This window comes from Geovibrio thiophilus (genome assembly GCF_004087915.1).
Taxonomy (GTDB): Bacteria; Chrysiogenota; Deferribacteres; order Deferribacterales; family Geovibrionaceae; genus Geovibrio; species Geovibrio thiophilus.
This window is the reverse complement of sequence record NZ_CP035108.1, coordinates 1,308,760-1,326,264: the sequence shown is the minus strand read 5'-3', so window position 1 is coordinate 1,326,264 and position 17,505 is coordinate 1,308,760. Positions and strand designations below refer to the sequence as shown.

The following is a 17,505-nucleotide window of genomic DNA, read 5'->3' as shown; positions in this document are numbered from 1 at the left end:
AAGGCAGTGCCTTATACGCAGGCTAACGAAAAATTACTTCTTGCAAAATGAGTTACAAATACAATATTCTGTCTACTAATTTATATGTAGTCTTTTACGGTGCTCGGTGAACAGTTTCAATATTCGGGAAATTATAGAGAAAGAGAGCGTCATAACGCACTTTCAGCCAATTATCAGCCTTAAGGAAAAACGGGTTGTGGGTATAGAAGCGCTCAGCAGAGGCGTCACGCCTGTCTGCGGGACTATTATACCCCCTTCAGCCATGTTTGAATCCGCCAAGGAAAACAACTGTCTGGTGGAGCTGGACAGACTCTGCCGAAAGAAAGCACTCCAGAATTTCCGGGAATTTGCCGAGAGCGAAGAGCTTATCCTCTTCATAAATCTTGATGCCTCCATACTGGACATGATCGAGATAAACGGAAAGTCGTGGACGAAATCCTTCGCGGATGAGGCGGGGATAGATTGCAGCATGATCGCTATAGAGATAGTCGAATCCCGGGTCGAGAAGAACGAAAACCTCGTCCATTTTGTAAACAAACACAAGGATTACGGTTTCTTTGTCACTCTGGACGACTTCGGAGCCTATCACTCCAACCTTGACCGGATAGTAAAATCTAAACCGAACATCATAAAGATAGACCGCTCGCTGATAGCGAACATGAACAACGATTACTACCAGCAGTCAATAGTCCGCTCCATAATTGAGCTCTCCCGCAAGATAGGCTCACTCACCCTCGCAGAAGGACTTGAAACCGAAGAAGACATCATCAAATGCTATGAACTCGGGGTAGACCTCTTTCAGGGCTTTTATTTCAGCGAGCCCATGTCAAATCTCAGCAGAATAAAGGAAAGCTGCAATGAGGAGATTGAGAAAATCTCAAAAAGCATCAAGCTTCACCTCAACGGCATCATAACCAGAAAACAGCAGCAGCATAAGCATTTTGAAGCAATTTTGGACAGGCTTGTGGATGAAATACGCGCGTCCGGTTCATCCGCGGGAGTAGATTTTTTGCAGGAAGTTGTAGACAAACATCAGGAAATAGAAAAAATATGTATTCTGGACAGTGAAGGCATGCAGACTGCTCAGGCAGTGAGCGTAAACTGTGTTTCCAAAAACGGATTCCACAGACTTTACTGGCCCGACACGGAAAATATGGATCATTCACTGAAAGATTATTATTATTTTCTGATGCGTCTTGATATAAAAAAGTTTTATACTGACCCGTTCATGTCTATACTGTCCGGCAGGCTGTGCAGAACAATGTCCTCCAGATACCTGCGCGGCGGAAAAGAGGAGGTTGTCTGCATAGACTTTGTGGAGATAGCCGCAAACATGAACTTTAATAAAAGCAGTTCGCTGTGAGCATGGTGAGTCATTTGAACTTTGATATAAAAGAAATACTGGCAAAAGAGTCCGTAATAACAGCCTTTCAGCCCATAATCAGCCTCAAACGAAAAAGGATAGTCGGTCTGGAAGCACTCACCAGAGGCTGCGATCCCGCAAATGACAGCATGATTCCCCCTAATCTCCTTTTTGAAGCCGCAGATGAAGCCGGAGTTACAATAGAGCTGGACAGGCTCTGCCGCAGAACAGCCATAAAAAACTACAGAAAAATTAAAAACCATAGAGATATAGTGCTGTTTCTGAATCTGAACACCTCCGTTCTCAATCAGGACTGCGAACTCCAGATGCGCACCAAAATATACGCCGATACCGAAGGCATAAATTACGGCAACATCGCGATGGAGATTGTTGAATCCGCAGTGGAAAACAACGCCAAGCTAATTGAAGTTATCGAAAAATACCGTGAGCTGGGCTTCTTTGTCGCTCTGGATGACTTCGGAGCGCTGCACTCAAACCTCAACAGACTTGTGATCACCAAGCCGGACATAATCAAAATTGACCGCTGCCTCGTAAATAATGTCAGCAAGAGCTACTACCAGCGCTCCATAATAAAATCGATCATAGAGCTCGCAAAGACAATCGGCTCACTTACCCTCGCAGAAGGACTTGAGGAGGAAGAGGACATCTTCACCTGCTATGAAATGGGCATAGACCTTTATCAGGGCTTTTACTTCGCAAGACCCGGCGAATTTGACGAAATCGCTGTGGAAGGCTGCATCAACAGGGTGCTTACCTGCGCAGATAAAATCAAAAAAAATATCGAAACATCCATAAATGAAAATAAAGAGAAGCATAAGGAAAACCAGAAGATAATCGAAGAGGTTGAGCGCAGGCTCAACAAACTGACAATAAAAGACTTTTTTCAGGAGTTTCAGGAAACCGCAAACGGTAACGATTCCGTGCAGTGCATCTACCTCCTTGACTCAAGCGGAACACAGATCGGACCCACAATCTGCGGCTGCGGCAAGAAATCACTGAAACAGAACCATTTTTTCAGACCGGCTGAGGAGCTGGATGATCATTCCCTCAAAGATTACTATTACTACATAAGCCACCTAGGGCTTGAGAGGTTCTACACCAATCCGTATATATCCCTCGCCTCCGGTCAGCTCTGCCGCACCGCGTCCTTTCGCACAAACGCAGGAGCGAAAAACTACATCGTCTGCATAGACTTCATAGAGCAGAAGCTGGATATTCAGGTCTAAAGAACAGGTCCCAGAGTGCGGCACACACCCTCAAACACCCTCACTGCGAAGGGACGGGCTTTCACTGCCTTAAGTTCAACCTCCTCCGAATGATTGAGGTAATAACGGACAAGCTTCTCCACATCCTCGGCAAACGCGCCGGAATAAGCCACTATATTAAGCTCGAAGTTTATCTTGAAGCTCCTGCCGTCCATGTTGGATGAGCCTGTGATCACAAAATAATCATCTATAACAACAATCTTGGCATGAAGCATTATGCCTTTTGTCTCGTGTATCCTCACGCCGTTTTCTATAAGCTCTTCATAATAAGAACGCCCGGCGGCAGCGGCAAGGGGCTGATTGTTTTTGCCGGGGAGAATTACCGTGACATCTATCCCCTGACGGCTGATATTTTTCAGTGTTTCGATTACGGGCTGATCCGGCACAAGGTAAGGAGTAACGATCACAACCGATTTCCTCGCCCTGTTCAGCGTGCTGAAAAGCGTGCTGTATATCAGCGGACGGGGCATATGCGGACCGGACGGCACAACCTGAACCGTGGTATCCCCTCCACGCTCCACCTGAGCGCTTTTTATGAGTTCCTCTATGCTTTCTCCGGTGGCGAAAAGCCAGTCCTCAGCGAAAACCTCTTCCACAGGGTAAACCGCATCGCCTCCGAAGGAGAGATGAGCGTCGAACCATTTTCTGTTGCCGAAAAACCCGCCCATATACTCTTTGCCAATGTTCATTCCGCCTGTGTAGCATACTCTGCCGTCGATTATAGCTATCTTGCGGTGGTTGCGGAAATTCATCCTCGAAACTGTCTTAAACCCGAAAGGGGGATGGAACACGGCGATATTCACTTTGCTCTTCTTAAGCCTTCTGTATGTCCCGCTCAGAGTGAAGCCGAAGGAGCCGAAGCCGTCCACAAGCAGGTAAACCTTCACGCCTCTCTCAGCGGTTTCCATGAGAAGATCCGCAAAAAACTTCCCCGCAAAATCGTTTCTGAAAACGTAATATTCCATGAGAACATACTTTTCTGCCGAGCCTATATCCTCGCCGAGAAGGGAGTATTTCTCACCGCCGCCTATGATAAGCTTCAGATTGCTGCACATGTGGGGCACAACGCCGGTTATTTTTTCCACAAGAGCGCCAAGCCCGCTTTTGTCAAACTCTTCATCATGCTTAACGTATTTTTTAAGGTCTATGGAACGGTATGATTTAAACTTCTTCTCCAGCATCCTTTTCAGCCTCGGGTTACCGAGAAGGATGTACATCACGGCGCCTATGAACGGAAACAGCACCACCACCATAAGCCATGAGAAGTTTGCCCTCGCCTCCCTCCTGCCGGAGAGAATCACAAGGACAAGTATAAGCGAAATAACTTCCCCCAGATGCTGAAAAAATAAATCAAAATATGCGGTCATTTCCCGAATGAATCTCCCTGACGCAGTCCCTTTTCACGCATTACGCTTTTGAGAAGATTAATAAACTCATTCTTGGAGATTTCCCACTTAGGCGCAATCAGCGTATCCCCTGCGGCATCCCCCATGAGACGCGCGATGACAGTCTCCTCCGGCAGAAGAGCAATGCACTCCGCCAGAACATCCGCATATTCACGCACGTCCATAACCTTGATTTTACCCTGATTATAAATATTTTCAAGCTCCGTATCCTTCACTATGTGAAGATGGTGGAACTTTACGGAATGCACCCCGCAGGCTGCGGCAAAACGCACTGTTTCCAGCATGTCTGCTTTTGTATCGTTAGGCAGACCAAGGATGATGTGAGCGCAGGACTTTATTCCCCTTGCAGCGGTCTTCCGCACCGCATCGGCGAAATCCTCCGCCGTGTGTCCGCGGTTTATTATGCGCAGTGTCTCAGGGTTTGAGGATTGCAGACCATACTCAACAACCACTTCGTATTTTTTGTTTAATTCCGCCAGATAATCCAGCTTTTCATCGTCCACGGTGTCGGGGCGGGTTCCTATATGAACAGACACTATGCCGTCTTCAATGAGGGCACTTTCAATTTTTGTCCTTATCTCATCAATAGTGCCGTAAGTATTTGAGTATGATTGAAAATATATAATATAAGCGTTGATGTTCCTGCGTTTAAGCGCCTCAATGCGCTTCTTCACCTGCTCCGTAATCCCGCCCGCCGATGCGCCGGAGAAGGATTCATTGTTGCAGTAAATGCACCCTGAATGCCCCTTGGTTCCGTCCCTGTTGGGGCATGTGAAGCCCGCATCCACGGGAACTTTCCACACCTTCCGTCCGAAACGGCGGCGGAGATAGGTATTCAGATCGAGGTACAGATTATCTGTCATCATTTTCCCCAAATACTAATTCCCCATAATAATTATACAATACAATATTTGACTATATACCAATCTTTTACTTTGAAAAGATTTATAATTTACAAATAAACTCAAAATTGGGAAAATATATGTTTTTATCCCGCAGGATAATTTAGTCGAAAAGCTGAGAAGCTATTAGTATTTAAAAACTACAGTAAAACAAATAACCACATAAATGACTAACAATAAACATCTACTAATTTAGTATTTATTAGTATTTAACTGTATCATCTTCAATCAATTTCCCTTCTTGTATTTGTTGCTATAATATCTTACATTAACTCAAACTGTATCCGGAGCGCAAAAATGGCTTTAAAACCCGAACTTATAGAAGTGCTGGCATGCCCCAAATGCAAAACAGGCGTGAGAGTATCCAAAAACGGCAAAGCGATAGTCTGTGACGCATGCAGGCTCGTTTACGAGATAAAGGACGACATTCCCGTTATGCTTATTGACGAAGCCAAGCAGGTTGAAAACACGGAAGAGTATTAATCATGGAAATTCTTAATTCCGCCTCCATGTCTGAGGCGGACAGACTCACCATTCAGGAAACGGGGATTCCCTCTGCCGTATTGATGGAAAATGCCGCTGCTGCCGTTTTTGACTACATCAGCTCCCTTGAGATCCCCAAGGACAGGATAGCCATAGCCGCGGGCTCCGGCAACAACGGCGGAGACGGCTTCGCCCTCGCCCGACGTCTGGCGAATGCTGGCTGCATTGTAGATGTATTTGTCTGTCAGCCTGAAAAACTCAAAGGCGACGCAAAGCTGAACTACGATATTCTGCTGAAATTCCCCGTAAGCGTTATAGAGCTTGAGGATGAGGCTCCCCTTTTCGATTCATACGACATAACAGTTGACGCCATCTTCGGCACAGGATTCAAAGGCGAAGTCACAGGCTTTTACGCCGAACTTATCGAATCAATCAACGAAACATCAAACTTCGTGCTTTCAATAGATATACCAAGCGGGCTTTCCGGCAGTTCCCATAATGTAAACGGCATATGCGTTGACGCTGACGCCACAGTGACATTCTGCCGCCCGAAAATACCCCACTGTATGTACCCCGCCAAAAAATTCTGCGGCGAAGTGGCTGTGACAGACATATCCATACCTGATTTCAATGTGGAAGCCGTGGCAGACAGGCTTTATCTTGTTACCGAAGCTCTCCTTCCCCGTCTGAGCAAACGTGAAACCGACTCCCACAAGGGAACCTACGGACACGCGGTGATCGCCGGAGGTTCCGCAGGAAAAACAGGCGCCGCCGTTATGGCGTCAATCTCCTGCTCCGCGGCGGGCGCAGGGCTTGTAACCTGCATGATACCGGCAGGACTGAACTACACAGCGGAGGTCGGAGCCCTTGAGATAATGAGCTTCCCCGTGGGGATAGAAGACCACTTCAAAGCCGAAGGAGCGGAGGAAGCGGCAGATTTCCTCGAAGGAAAAAGCGCTCTCGCCATCGGACCCGGAATAGGAAGAAAGGACGGCACGGGCGCATTCGTCCGTGAGATACTGTCCAAAAGCACACTTCCTGCCGTGATCGATGCGGACGGGCTGTATCACCTTGACAAGGAAACGCTCCAGACACTCAAAGGACATGCGGTGCTGACACCGCACATAGGAGAATTTGCCCGCATGACAGGGCTTTCCGTTGAGGAAGTTCAGGCAGACAGGCTGAACCTCGCCCGCACATTCGCCGCTCAGTACGGTATTGTGCTTGTGCTGAAAAGCGCAGATACGATAATAGCGACTCCCGAAAGAATGACCTTCATAAATATAAGCGGCTCCCCCGCACTCGCCAAAGGCGGCAGCGGAGACTGCCTGACTGGGCTGATAACAGGCTTCATTTCCCAAGGATACGAACCGGCGGAGGCGGCTGTTCTAGGCTGCTACATCCTCGGCGCCGCTGCCCGCAGAGCATCCGAAGGCAGTAGCGAAAGAAGCGTTATGACCACGGATGTGATAAACGAAATCGGAGCGGTGATAGGTGAACTTGAAGATTAGCACATCATCCCCCGAAGAAACCGCAGAAACGGCAAAAAGCCTTATAAACGAGCTCACAGGAAAGACTGTTCTCCTCAACGGAAATCTGGGGGCGGGCAAAACAACCTTCGTAAAAGCGTTCGCACAAGCCTCCGGTTGCAGAGAGGAGGGCTCAAGCCCCACTTTTACCCTGATGCAGAGATACAGAGGCGAAACGGATATTCTTCACTTTGACCTTTACAGGCTCAACCACTTTGAGGAACTGGAAACAATCGGCTTTTTTGAAACCATGGATGAAAAGGCGACCAAGTTTATTGAGTGGGCGGAAAAGTTCAAGCTGGAAGATGAGCTTGAAAGTTTTGTAATAATTGATATAAAAAATCTCGGCGGCGATAAGAGAGAGCTGCTAATAAAGGAATAGATATGATACCCAAATACTGCCCCTACTGCGGGGACCAGAAACTTGAAGAGCTTGAGCCGACAGAAGTCGCCATAGACAACATGATATGGACTATATATCATTACGAATGCCAGTTCTGCGGCGAGCTTTTCGACCGCATAATTCCGGAAGGCGAGCTTGAGTGGGACAGCATAACCCCTGATGATCTTGACGCGCTGATAGATGACGATGACAAACCCAAAGGGTACCCGCATTAACAGATCCGGAAACCTCTCTGAAGAGGATGTAAACAAAATACTCATCGTTAAAAACGGTCTGGAGGATCTGAACCTGATTATTCAGGAGATTGAGCACACTTACCGGATACTCGACGATGAGGCATTATCAGACGATGAAAAAGCATTGAACAAAAGAAGACTGAAAGCGCTGGAAAAGCTCATGGCGGACATAAACGCCAAGGTCAACACAGCTATAGACAGAGAAATTGATAAATCAAAATTTTCATAATATACGGAGCTGAGAATAATGCCGAAAGAAATACCCACGCGAATCGACCCGAAGGAATTTGAAGCAGACATTTACGCGGAATGGATAAAGGATAACAGGTTTCATGCGAATGAAAATTCCGGAAAACCCGCCTATTCCATAGTAATACCTCCGCCAAACGTCACAGGCTCGCTTCACATGGGGCATGCGCTGAACAATACTTTGCAGGATATTCTCATCCGCTATCACCGTCTTGCGGGTTTTGAAGCCCTATGGATGCCCGGAACGGATCACGCAGGGATCGCCACACAGAATGTGGTGGAAAAACAGCTCGCTGCCGAAGGAACAGACAGGCACGCCCTCGGGCGTGACGCTTTCATAGAAAGAGTATGGAAATGGCGTACGGAATCAGGCGGAACAATCATAAACCAGCTTAAACGCCTCGGCTGTTCCTGCGACTGGGAGCGTGAGCGCTTCACAATGGACGAAGGGCTCAGCGCCGCAGTCCGCAAGGTATTTGTGACTCTGTATAAGGAAGGGCTGATCTACCGCTCGGACTATATTGTAAACTGGTGCCCCAGATGCCATACCGCCCTCAGCGACCTTGAGGTTGAGCACGAAGACACCGAAGGCGCCTTCTATCAGATCCTTTACCCTGTCAAAGACAGCGATATAAAACTCACAGTAGCCACAACCAGACCTGAAACAATGCTGGGTGATACAGCAGTTGCCGTTCATCCGGAAGATGAAAGATACAGACACCTCATAGGCAAAACCGTTATCCTGCCCCTGATGAACCGTGAGATACCCGTAATCGGCGATGAATACGTTGATATGGAAATGGGAACAGGCTGCCTGAAAGTTACCCCCGCTCACGATCCCAACGACTTTGAAATAGGCAGAAGGCATGACCTTCCTGCTGTCAAGGTAATGGACGAAAGCGGCAAAATAAACGCCAACGGCGGGCAGTTCGCAGGGCTGGACAGGTTCGTCGCCAGAAAGCAGGTCATTGATGAGCTGGACAGGCTCGGTCTCTTCGTAAAAAAAGATGCTCACATGCACAGCGTCGGTCACTGCCAGAGATGCACTACAATTGTTGAACCCACAATCTCCAAACAGTGGTTCGTGAAGATAAAGCCTCTGGCGGAAAAAGCCATTGAGGGCGTGGAAACGGGCGACATTAAAATCTACCCCGAATCATGGAAAAACACATACTACGAATGGATGTACAACATCCGTGACTGGTGCATCAGCCGCCAGATATGGTGGGGGCACAGAATTCCCGCGTGGTACTGCGCAGGATGCGGAGAGATTATAGTAGAGACGGAAGACCCCGACACATGCCCGAAATGCGGCAGCGCCAGCCTCACTCAGGATCCTGACGTTCTGGATACATGGTTCTCCTCCGCCCTCTGGCCTTTTTCAACCATGGGCTGGCCGGAAAAAACCAAAACACTGGAAAAATTCTACCCTACCTCCTGCCTTGTTACAGGGTTCGACATCCTGTTCTTCTGGGTGGCAAGGATGATAATGGACGGGTATAAGTTCATGGATGAAAAGCCTTTTAAAGAGGTTTATCTCCATGCCCTCGTGCGTGATCAGCACGGGCAGAAAATGAGCAAATCAAAGGGGAACGTAATAGATCCCTTGGTGATGATAGATAAATTCGGAGCGGATTCCTTCCGCTTCACTCTCGCCGCGTTTGCCGCTCAGGGGCGTGATATAAAAATGTCCGAAGAGCGCATAGACGGTTACAGAAACTTTGTGAACAAGATATGGAACGCCTCAAGGTTCATCATGATGAATTTTGAGGATGGCGCTCCCCTGCCCCCTGCGGACAGGCTGAAAATTGAAGATAAATGGATTCTCATGAACCTCCGCAAAACAGCGGAGCAGACAGCCGAAGCCATCAAGAAATACGACTTCAACGAAGGAGCGCTGAGCATATACAGCTTCTTCTGGCATAAGTTCTGCGACTGGTACATAGAGTTCATCAAGCCCAGAATCTACAATGAGGAGACCAAAGCGGACGCAATGGCAGTGGCGGCTTACGTTCTTGAAAAATCTCTGATTATCCTTCATCCGTTCATGCCCTTTGTGACGGAGTATATCTATAAAATGCTCACAGGCAGACAGTCAGTAATGGCTGAAACCTATCCCGAGCCGGACTTCACATGGCAGACGGAAATGGAGGAGACGGACGCAGTTATTGAGCTTGTGAGCCTTATCCGAAACGTGCGGGGCGAATATAATGTTTCCATGTCCAAGCAGCTTAAGGCATGGGTAAAAACAGACAGCGCCAAGACAAAAGAGCTCTTCACCCACGCCAAAGACAGGGTAATAAACCTCGCAAGGCTTGAGAGCATGGACTTCACCGATGCGGAACCCGCCGACTCCGTAGCGAACATTGCCGGCAGTTTCACTGTCTATGTTCCCCTTCAGGGTCTTATAGATGTGGAGGCAGAGATCAAAAAACTTGAGAAAGAGCAGAAAGCGGTGGAAAAAGATCTCAATGTGTACGGCGGCAAGCTGAAAAACGAGAAGTATCTCGCCAATGCTGCACCTGAGATCATTGAAAAAGACAAAAAGAAATTTGAAGAGGTCTCAACCCTTGCCGCTAAGATAGAAGAAAACCTCAGGAGACTGAAAAGCCAATGCTGATAAACGGATACACCAGAAGGCTCATACAGCTTGCCCTCGATGAGGACATAGGAACAGGCGACCTCACGGCGGGAGCGTTTGAGTCCTTCAAATCTCAGGCGACTTTTAACTTCATAGCCAAGGAAAACTGCATCATCTGCGGAACCAAGGTTGCGCAGGAGGTTTATTTCATGCTTGATCACGAAGTGAAGGTGGAGTTCTCCGTAAAAGACGGCGACCGCATTACGGAACGCCGTATAATCGGTCAGGTCACCGGACCGGCAAGCTCGATTCTCACGGGTGAAAGAACTTCGCTTAACTTCCTCCAGAGGCTTTCAGGGGTTGCCACCAACACGGCAAAATACGTTGAAGCTCTGGGAGATTCCAAAATTAAAATACTCGACACCCGCAAAACAACTCCGGGCTGGCGCAGGATAGAGAAATACGCCGTCAAGACAGGCGGCGGCTGGAACCACAGGCTCGGTCTCTTCGACGGCGTAATGCTTAAGGACAACCATGTGGACGCTGCGGGCAGCATCACGGGAGCCGTTAAAAACGTTCGCCGGTTCATTCCCACCACCGTAAAGGTGGAGGTGGAAACCCGTAACCTCAAGGAGGTTGAAGAGGCAGTGGAAGCCGGAGCGGACATAATAATGCTTGATAACTTTGACATTCCGGCAATTCAGGAAGCTGTCAGAGTCATTGATAAAAGAGCAAAAATTGAGGTATCGGGCGGCGTAACCCTTGAGTTTCTGAAACAGCTCAGAGACGTGGATGTGGACTATGTTTCCATAGGCGCCCTCACCCATCAGGCGACAGGAGTCGACATAAGCCTTAAAATGCGGGGTTAGATTTGAAAAAGGCTCGCTTCTTCGACGGTAAAAGTATTCTGGTTTTCGGCATAATCGCCCTTGCCTTCTATACACTCTGGCAGAGCAGGTTTAATGAAGCTCTGCCGGAAGGTTATAAGGCGGAAAAGCTGGAGTTTCGGACCCTTGAAGGGCAAACTTTCACTACAGATGAAATAGGAATACCGGTCATGCTTGTGTTCCTCAACACAAAAACCTTCTTCACCAGCAATATATATCCTAACCTGATAATGAAGGCGGTTCCTGAACTGAAACTGATTGAGCAGGCAGGCTACATGAAGCTGATTGTGGTCACGGATGTTGAGCAGACGCCCGAATCGGTCAAAAAACTACTCGGACGGAATAAGTATAAAATCCTTGAAAATAGCATCTATTTGAGTAATACTGAACTATTGTCAGGCTACTTCGGTGTTCGGAGCTGGCCTCATTTTTTTCTGATGGACAGGAACAACACAATACTTTACCAAGATAAAGTTCCCTCCGTGGATAAGATTATTCGCATACTTAAAGGAGTATAAATGCAGGACTTTTTCAACTTTCAGGATATTAAGGAAGAATATGACGTAGTGATTCTCGGCGCGGGTCCTGCGGGTCTTACCGCTGCGATGTACGCAGCCAGAGACAATCTCAGTACCCTTTTGCTCGAAAAGCAGTTCCCCGGCGGTCAGGTCGCAACCACCGAATTTGTGGAAAACTATCCGGGGTTTCCTGAAGGGCTCATGGGAGCTGATTTAAGCGAGAAAATGTACGCCCATGCGGAAAAATTCGGCGTTGTGATCCGCGCTGCGGAATGTCAGAACATAGAAGTTAAGGGTGACTATAAATACCTTACAATAAAAAACCTCTCCTTTCAGATAAAGGCTAAAGCTCTTATTCTCTGTCTCGGCGCACACTGGAAAAGGCTTGATGTAACAGGTGAAAACAGATTTTTTGGGCGCGGTGTGTCTTTCTGCGCCACCTGTGACGGCTCCTTCTACAAAGACAAGGAAATTGCCGTAATCGGCGGCGGCGATTCTGCCGTTGAGGAAGGTCTGTACCTTACGAAATTCGCCAGCAAAGTAACCATAATCCATCGCAGGGACAAGCTGCGCGCGGCAAAAATATATCAGGACAGAGCACTCAAACATGAAAAAATGAGCTTCATATGGGATACTGTGGTAACAGCGGTGAACGGCGACCAGAAAGTGAGCTCAGTATCTCTGAAAAACCTGAAAACAGGCGAAGAATCAGAGCTTGAGGTAGCGGGCATCTTCGTTTTCATAGGTCAGACGGCGGATACAGAACTTGTCAAAGATCTTATCAAGCTTGACGAAAGCGGCTTTATAGTGGCGGATGAAACCACCGAAACCAGCGTTCCGGGCATTTTTGCCGCAGGCGATGTGCGCTGGAAACCCCTAAGGCAGATCACAACGGCAGTGGCTGACGGCTCGGTAGCCGCCAAGGCAGCCGGAAAATACATCGGCGAAGTATTTGAACAATAATATACGGAGTTGACATATGAAAAAGGCGTTTCTTGTTTTCCTTGCGGTTTTACTTATGACGAATCTGGCTCATGCGCAGACAAAAGTCAGCAGAATAGTTGTGACCACAGGCATAGAAAACAAAGAGCCTGCGGACAATGTGAGCACCGTCGGCGGCGGCATGCAGGACATCTACTGCTTTACCGAAATCCAGACGGATGAGTACCCCACCGAAATAACCCACATCTGGATACATGAAAAAAACATTGAGGCGGAAGTCAAGCTCTTCATTGGCTCCCCGAAATGGAGAACATACAGCTCCAAAACCATCAGCCCCGATAAAACAGGGGAGTGGAAAGTGGAGATATACGCCCAGAGCGGTCAGCTTATAGACTCTGTAGACTTTAAGGTTAATGAGCAGTAACCCTCTTCTCAGCTTTGTCCCCACACCCGTGGGTAATCTGGGCGATATAACAATACGGGCTGTTGCCGCCCTGCGCGCGGCGGATATTGTCTTCGCCGAAGACACCAGAACAGCTCTTAAACTTCTCAGCCACCTTGAAATCAAGGTTAAAATCGAATCATTCCACAAGGATAACGAGAAAAAAACCATTCACCGTGTTATGGAACTGCTCGGCGAGGGTAAAAAAATCGCCGTTATCAGCGAAGCGGGCTCCCCCTGTATATCAGACCCGGGAATGTACCTCAGCGCCGCCCTGCGTGAAGCGAATATACAGTTTGAGGCTCTGCCCGGGGCGACTGCGTTTGTTCCTGCGCTCACTCTCTCCGGATTTGACACCTCTGATTTCTACTTTCACGGTTTTTTGCCCCATAAGCTGTCTGAAAAGAAGGGTGAAATTGAAAAACTCAAAACGATAAACAGCCTCATTGTCTTCTATGAATCCCCTCACAGGGTTGCTGAAACTCTTAAGCTCCTCATTGATAATTTCCCCGTCCCTGTCTCACTCAGCAGGGAGATAAGCAAACTCCACGAGGAAACCCTCCTGATAAGCACCGAAGAGGATATAAACGCCCTCATGCTGAAGGGTGAGTTTGTTCTGGTGGTAAACAACCGCAGAGAGGAAGAAAAGGAAGAGAAAGAGGATTTCAGGGAACTGGCGGAAACCCTGATAAAGGAGGGGCTGTCCGCCAAGGACTGCCTGACTGTTCTGAAAGCCTTGGGTGTTAAAAGAAACGCAGCCTACTCAGCCATTAACGAAATTATAAACCGCTGAACCCACAAGAAATATATTCAGCACGGCAAGCAGAGCCATGAAGGTTATCTGTTTTTTTCTGATGAGCTTATTATCAAGCTTCGCAATATTTCCCTGAAGCTCCGCATTCACATTCGATTTAACCAGTTCGGTAAATTCAGCAAAATTTCTGAAATATGATGATACGAAAACAAACTTTTCTGCATCCGAAAGGATAAGGATAGCCCGCATTTTCAGCAGTATTACGCCTATCTCCTCAAGGGCGCTGAGCTTTATGGATTTTCTGCCGTATACGGTGAAGAGGCGCACCTCATCATCCTCAACCTCAAGCCGCCTGAAATACAGCGATATAAAGTTGAACAGTGTAAAACCGACCACAATAGCGGCAATGACCCATTTTGCCCCGTTCATTCCGCTGAAAACATGTGAAACAGAAAAAATAACAGACGACACTATCAGAAGAAAAGAAAGCACAACAGCAGAGGTTCCGACTCTATAAACCGTCAATTTCGAGCTCCAGCGGGAGTTTCAGCAGGAAGTTCCCGCTCTTGGCTTCCAGCTCTCCCATTTCGTTGTAGACCATGCGGATATTATCACTTTTCAGCGCAACCATCAACCTTATAGCGGCACCTCTGAAATCATCGGGGTATTTCGTCATATAGTTGTTAATATGGTTCATCAGCCTCTGGTCATGGTAGTTCAGCAGAAAGTACAGCATTTTATAGTAGTCGAAATACCTGTCCTGATAACCCAGATTCTCAAGGGCGGAGAAAGACGCCTCGGCGTTCACGAAGTCCTCAAGCCATATAAAATAGTAAAGCGAAGCCTTGTAGAGCTCCGGATACCTGAAATCCACATTGTTGAGCCTTTGCAGGTAATAAAGCGCCCTTCTGCTGTCGCCCATGTATACCTGATAGTAGAAAAGCTCCTTGAGTATGACATTATCATTAATATAGTCGTCATCATCGATGCCTGTGAGCTGTTTAGACTTTTTAACCTGAAGATAGGCACGCATAAACTTGTAAAATCTGTCTGTGATCGTATCCGGATTCTGCACAGGCTCTTTGTTCTCCAGAAGAGCCAGCAAATCCCGCAGGCTTGTTCCGCGGAAAATCCTGTCGCTCCTGAGATCTTCCAGCCTGTCCGCTCCCTGCCCGCTGAGATATTCGGAAAGAGTGAGCAGAGCCCTGAGGAAGCCGTCTTCCGGCTTGCGTTTGCCTATATCCTCTATCACTCTTCTGTAGTCACCGACACCCATATCCGCAAGATATTTGGTGTAGTAGATAATATTGGGAACCTTCTCCCTGTCGTCCCTGACATCCTCCGCGCGGTCACGCACAAGGTTGTATTCCTGATAGGCTCCGTTAGCGTCCCCCCTCATCTTCATGCAGACTGCCTTGGCTAGATAAGCGGGAAAATTGTAGCGGTTCTGGAGGATGGAATTGTCGAAAAACTTCTCCGCCTGCTCCGGTCTGCCCATGGCGAGGTTCACCAGCCCTATATTGTAAAGGGTGTACGGATTGTTGCCGAGAAGGGTGTTTGCCTGAGTGAATTCACGCAGGGCATCCTGATAGGCATACGCAAGGAACAGGGTAACCCCTTTGTTGTTTTGAGCTATGCCCTCTGAGAACCGAACAGATTTTTGCAGCTCCTCAAGGGCGAGAAGCTTATCATCCTGCTGAAGCAGCTTGTAGCCGAGAGCAACGAAACTCAGCATCTCGTCCGGCTCTATGAGCAGCGGGTAAAGCACGGTGGAGAGAATGTCCTCAAAGTCCCCGTTGAATCTGTATGAAAAATTCATGTCGTCAAGCACCGGATCAAGATGCAGCGCTATCTGCGGATGCCTGCTTATACGCAGATCCCGGGTGAGAGCATCGTTTAAGTGCACCTTAAGCTCGGTAAGCTTCTTCGTGTTCCAGAGGTTCACCGTTTTATACCAGAAATACTCAGGCTTGAAATCGTCTATGAGGTCGCCGACACGAATGGCATCGTTATAGTTTCGGTATTTCATCATTATATAGGCACGGTAGACGTAGTAATCGTTGTCTGTTTCGGGCGGAACCTGATCCAGAAGCTTCTGCGCGGGAAGCATGCTTCCGGAGTATATGTGGTACATGGCACTCGCCAGACTCACGTAAGGTGACGGGGCGCGGGAAAACACAAGCCTGCGCACCTCTTCTCCCTTGTTTTCATAAACCAGCGAGTGCTTGGCGTACATATACATCAGAGCGTCATCATTAATTGCCCTGAAACCGGCGAGAATAAGCTCTCCCGCCTGTCTGTACTCGCCCAAGGCAAGAAGTATGTTGTAGTCGGTTATATAGTATGCGGTCTCCTGCGGGTATTCCGCGAGAAGTCCGGTCATTACCTCGTGGGCGGTGTTCAGTGACCCGCTTTTGAAAAGCGCTGTGGCGTACCTGTGCCTGTAATCCCTGTCCTTATTCATGTCGGTGAGTTTTTTCAGGGCAGCGGCTTCCTCTGCGTAGCTTTTAAGCATGTAAAAGTTTCTGGCAAGGAGCTCATAAACCTCTTCGGTCGGGTTAAATTTTTCTGCCAGATGCAGATTGGCAACGGAAGTTCGGTAATCGTCCGTTCTGAAATAAGCGGTGCCAAGGTTGAAATAGTCCGTATAATTTTTATATTCCAGACCCTCTATTATTTTAATGCCGCTTTCAAACTCGCCTATGCTGAGAAGAAAGTAGGCGTAGTTTGACATGACAAACCTTGATTTTCCGTCCTTTTTGAGAGCTTCCTCATACAGAACCGTGGCGCGTGCGGTCTCGCCTTTTCTAAGGTAAATATTAGCCATATTCACAAGAAGCTTGCCCGATGCCCTGTCCTTGAGGAGCTCTGCCATGTAGAGTTCCGCCTCGTCCAGCTTGCCGGTTTGAAGAAGAACGACGGCAAGGTTTATATACCCTTCGGTAAATTTGGGGTCTTCTTCAATGGACTTTCTGAAATATTCTTCACTTTTATCAATATCACCAAGCAGATAATAGCTCACACCCATATTATAGAACGCAACGGAACGGTTGATTTTCAGACCTTCCTCATATTTGGCTATGGCCTGTTCAAAGTTCCCCTGCAAAAAGAGATTGTTCCCTTCCTCTATACCCTGATCCTGCTCTGCCACGGCGACGCCGGAGATTGGCTGACTGTCGGTGAAGTTGTCTTCAATCAGCTTTATCCGCTCCTCTTCGGAGCAGGAAATCACTGCAAGAACAAGGAAAAGAAAAAATCCCGCAAGGTACGGACTGTAAAGCTTCAGCACTGCTCTGGCTGCACTTATATTCATTTCCTGTAATCATACTTGCCCATAAACACACTTATGGCGCTGTCATTGAAATCGTCCGTTTTTTTTAAATATTAATTCTTTTTTATTAAATCAGATTTTTCATAACCTGCTTCACTTTTAAAATTTGCGCAACATTAATATTGAAGACGCTCCATATGCGTGTTATCTTTAAGTATATATATTTCATATATAAATCATAGAGACATCAATT

The 17,505-nt window shown here is 47.6% G+C and carries 17 protein-coding genes; 13 read left to right on the top strand and 4 right to left on the bottom strand.

Going from position 1 to position 17,505, the window contains the following annotated elements; all coding sequences use genetic code 11:
- Positions 1–106 precede the first annotated feature (106 nt).
- Positions 107–1,363, top strand: coding sequence for an EAL domain-containing protein (locus EP073_RS06265; protein ID WP_164885291.1), 1,257 nt, complete (start codon positions 107–109; stop codon positions 1,361–1,363).
- A gap of 14 nt (positions 1,364–1,377) precedes the next feature.
- Positions 1,378–2,610, top strand: a complete 1,233-nt coding sequence (locus tag EP073_RS06260; RefSeq protein WP_164885290.1) for an EAL domain-containing protein — start codon at positions 1,378–1,380, stop codon at positions 2,608–2,610.
- Here the strand turns inward: EP073_RS06260 and cls are convergent.
- Complete coding sequence (cls, locus tag EP073_RS06255) at positions 2,607–4,016, bottom strand: cardiolipin synthase (protein WP_128466309.1); 1,410 nt, start codon at positions 4,014–4,016, stop codon at positions 2,607–2,609. The two genes, EP073_RS06260 and cls, sit on opposite strands and share 4 nt — an antisense overlap.
- Positions 4,013–4,921: a tRNA modification radical SAM protein MnmL/YtqA gene (mnmL, locus tag EP073_RS06250; protein WP_241654053.1), complete on the bottom strand. Its 909-nt coding sequence runs from the start codon at positions 4,919–4,921 to the stop codon at positions 4,013–4,015. Before mnmL ends, cls begins: the two co-directional genes overlap by 4 nt.
- 333 nt (positions 4,922–5,254) lie before the next feature.
- Here mnmL and EP073_RS06245 point away from each other — a divergent pair, with 333 nt between their 5' ends.
- Genes EP073_RS06245 through rsmI form a run of 11 tightly spaced genes read left to right on the top strand, consistent with a single transcriptional unit; the run spans position 5,255 to position 14,020 of the window.
- Positions 5,255–5,440, top strand: a complete 186-nt coding sequence (locus EP073_RS06245; protein WP_128466307.1) for a Trm112 family protein — start codon at positions 5,255–5,257, stop codon at positions 5,438–5,440.
- 2 nt (positions 5,441–5,442) lie between these two features.
- Entirely contained in the window at positions 5,443–6,951 is a 1,509-nt protein-coding gene (locus EP073_RS06240) for an NAD(P)H-hydrate dehydratase (protein ID WP_128466306.1), read from the top strand.
- Positions 6,935–7,351 (top strand): tRNA (adenosine(37)-N6)-threonylcarbamoyltransferase complex ATPase subunit type 1 TsaE, encoded by a 417-nt coding sequence (tsaE, locus tag EP073_RS06235; RefSeq protein WP_128466305.1) that lies wholly within the window; start codon positions 6,935–6,937, stop codon positions 7,349–7,351. The genes EP073_RS06240 and tsaE overlap by 17 nt, the downstream gene beginning before the upstream one ends.
- 2 nt (positions 7,352–7,353) lie before the next feature.
- Positions 7,354–7,587, top strand: coding sequence for a hypothetical protein (locus tag EP073_RS06230; RefSeq protein ID WP_128466304.1), 234 nt, complete (start codon positions 7,354–7,356; stop codon positions 7,585–7,587).
- The gene (locus tag EP073_RS06225; protein WP_128466303.1) at positions 7,559–7,837 is read left to right on the top strand and encodes a hypothetical protein; all 279 of its coding nucleotides are present in this window, start codon (positions 7,559–7,561) and stop codon (positions 7,835–7,837) included. The genes EP073_RS06230 and EP073_RS06225 overlap by 29 nt, the downstream gene beginning before the upstream one ends.
- Positions 7,838–7,855: 18 nt before the next feature.
- Positions 7,856–10,477: a valine--tRNA ligase gene (locus tag EP073_RS06220; protein ID WP_128466302.1), complete on the top strand. Its 2,622-nt coding sequence runs from the start codon at positions 7,856–7,858 to the stop codon at positions 10,475–10,477.
- Positions 10,471–11,307 carry a carboxylating nicotinate-nucleotide diphosphorylase gene (nadC, locus tag EP073_RS06215; RefSeq protein ID WP_128466301.1) on the top strand — a complete coding sequence of 279 codons (837 nt, stop codon included), beginning with the start codon at positions 10,471–10,473 and terminating at the stop codon, positions 11,305–11,307. Before EP073_RS06220 ends, nadC begins: the two co-directional genes overlap by 7 nt.
- Before the next feature lie 2 nt (positions 11,308–11,309).
- Positions 11,310–11,843 (top strand): TlpA family protein disulfide reductase, encoded by a 534-nt coding sequence (locus tag EP073_RS06210; RefSeq protein ID WP_128466300.1) that lies wholly within the window; start codon positions 11,310–11,312, stop codon positions 11,841–11,843.
- The gene (trxB, locus tag EP073_RS06205) at positions 11,844–12,806 is read left to right on the top strand and encodes a thioredoxin-disulfide reductase (protein WP_128466299.1); all 963 of its coding nucleotides are present in this window, start codon (positions 11,844–11,846) and stop codon (positions 12,804–12,806) included.
- Positions 12,807–12,822: 16 nt separating this feature from the next.
- Positions 12,823–13,209: a DUF2914 domain-containing protein gene (locus EP073_RS06200; protein WP_128466298.1), complete on the top strand. Its 387-nt coding sequence runs from the start codon at positions 12,823–12,825 to the stop codon at positions 13,207–13,209.
- Complete coding sequence (rsmI, locus tag EP073_RS06195; RefSeq protein WP_128466297.1) at positions 13,199–14,020, top strand: 16S rRNA (cytidine(1402)-2'-O)-methyltransferase; 822 nt, start codon at positions 13,199–13,201, stop codon at positions 14,018–14,020. Before EP073_RS06200 ends, rsmI begins: the two co-directional genes overlap by 11 nt.
- On the opposite strand, the gene EP073_RS06190 is transcribed toward rsmI, so the two are convergent.
- On the bottom strand, positions 13,991–14,506 hold the full coding sequence (locus tag EP073_RS06190; RefSeq protein ID WP_128466296.1) for a hypothetical protein: 516 nt from the start codon (positions 14,504–14,506) through the stop codon (positions 13,991–13,993). The two genes, rsmI and EP073_RS06190, sit on opposite strands and share 30 nt — an antisense overlap.
- On the bottom strand, positions 14,493–17,294 hold the full coding sequence (locus tag EP073_RS06185) for a tetratricopeptide repeat protein (protein ID WP_128466295.1): 2,802 nt from the start codon (positions 17,292–17,294) through the stop codon (positions 14,493–14,495). The genes EP073_RS06190 and EP073_RS06185 overlap by 14 nt, the downstream gene beginning before the upstream one ends.
- Positions 17,295–17,505: the final 211 nt, after the last annotated feature.